1 protein-coding gene is annotated in these 576 nt (G+C 64.2%); it reads right to left on the bottom strand.

The window, feature by feature from the left end:
- The coding region (locus P2081_RS20280; protein ID WP_278924599.1) for a methyl-accepting chemotaxis protein at positions 1–576 on the bottom strand (576 nt) is incomplete at both ends.

Here is a 576-nt window from a genome sequence, read left to right as displayed (position 1 = left end):
ATGCCCGGCGGCGGTTGCCTGTTCCACCATGGCGGCGTTTTGCTGGGTCACCTGATCCAGCTGGGTCACCCCGGTGTTGATCTCGTTCAGGCCGGTGGACTGCTCCACCGCGCCCTCGGCGATACCGGACACCAGCTTCGAGATATGGCTGACCTGGCCGACGATGCTTTCCAGCGCTTCGCCCGCCTTGCCCACCAGATCAACGCCGCGCGCCACCTGTTTGGAGCTGTCACCGATCAGCGTCTTGATTTCCATCGCCGCATCCGAAGACCGCTGCGCCAGGGCGCGCACTTCAGAGGCCACAACCGCAAAGCCTTTGCCAGCCTCGCCAGCCCGGGCCGCCTCGACCCCGGCGTTCAGCGCCAAGAGGTTGGTCTGGAAGGCAATATCATCAATCACCGAGATGATCTGGCCGATATGGTTCGAGCTCTGCTCGATCTCGGTCATCGCCGAAACCGCGCTCTGCACCACCTCGCCGCTGATCTCTGCCTCTTTCTTGGCTGCCTCCATCGTCGCCTCGACGCTGCGCGCCCCTTCGGCGGCCGATTTGACGCTTGCGGTCAGCTCGTCCATCGC

It is taken from the genome of Pseudophaeobacter profundi, from assembly GCF_029697505.1.
In the GTDB taxonomy this organism is placed as follows: Bacteria; Pseudomonadota; Alphaproteobacteria; order Rhodobacterales; family Rhodobacteraceae; genus Pseudophaeobacter; species Pseudophaeobacter profundi.
Note: the sequence above shows the minus strand (reverse complement) of the source record. Positions and strands in the feature narration are given on the sequence as shown.